Raw genomic sequence first — 706 nt, 5'->3', positions numbered from 1 at the left:
CGCGTTCCCCCAGCGGGTAGAAGACCTTGGATGCGCAAGTCCTGCGCGTGAGACGGACCAACCGACGCCGGTCTCCCACGCTGTACTGATCGTGCTGTACGCGTGGGCCCGGTGTGCGTCGATTCGTGATGTTCGTTTCGGAATCGCCATCGACAGGCGACGGTCGGACCGGTCGAGCAGAGTGCGTCCTGCGCTCCCCTGCCTCTGTCCGAGGCTCAGCGGAAGCGTTCGGCCTCACGCGCGAGTTGCACGAGGTCGGCGCACAGGGACTCCACCTCATGGGCCGCCGCACCTTCGGCAACGGCTGTCGCCACGTCCTCGGCAGCACATCGAACCTGGAAAACCCGGTCGACCATGGCGGAGGCTTCCTCCGAGGTGAGCACCACCGCATCGGCGGGGATGCTCGTGCCTTTGACCTGGTTGCGCTGCTCGTACGCGCGCTGCCGGCAGGATTGGCGGCAGTACCGGCGGCGCCGCCCCATCCCCGTCTCGGCCACTTCCCTCCCGCACCACACACAGGAATCGGGTCTGCGGGAGGCGCCGGTCATGGTCAACCACCTTACTGCGCGGCGCCTCGAGGCCCGCCCGGTAAGATGCCGAGGTTGCATCTGCGCGGCGTGCGGGAACCAATCGGGAGGCCGTGGCGTTGTAGATGAGTGTGAACGCTTGGTTCTGGTCCAGGCGTACTCGCGCGGAGACGATCGAG

General features: G+C 67.1%; 1 protein-coding gene. It reads right to left on the bottom strand.

Annotation, left to right across the window (positions count from 1 at the left end; all coding sequences use genetic code 11):
• Window positions 1-215: 215 nt before the first annotated feature.
• A complete protein-coding gene (locus GO592_RS12805; RefSeq protein WP_005246337.1) occupies window positions 216-548 on the bottom strand; it encodes a hypothetical protein in 333 nt (110 codons plus the stop codon).
• Window positions 549-706: the final 158 nt, after the last annotated feature.

The sequence above is a fragment of the Rhodococcus sp. 21391 genome (assembly GCF_016772255.1).
Taxonomy (GTDB): Bacteria; Actinomycetota; Actinomycetes; order Mycobacteriales; family Mycobacteriaceae; genus Rhodococcus_F; species Rhodococcus_F opacus.
Note: the sequence above shows the minus strand (reverse complement) of the source record. Positions and strands in the feature narration are given on the sequence as shown.

Bases quoted from the DNA above. Each gene is read 5' to 3' on its own strand.
- GO592_RS12805 (WP_005246337.1), bottom strand. From the start codon at position 548: ATGACCGGCGCCTCCCGCAGACCCGATTCCTGTGTGTGGTGCGGGAGG.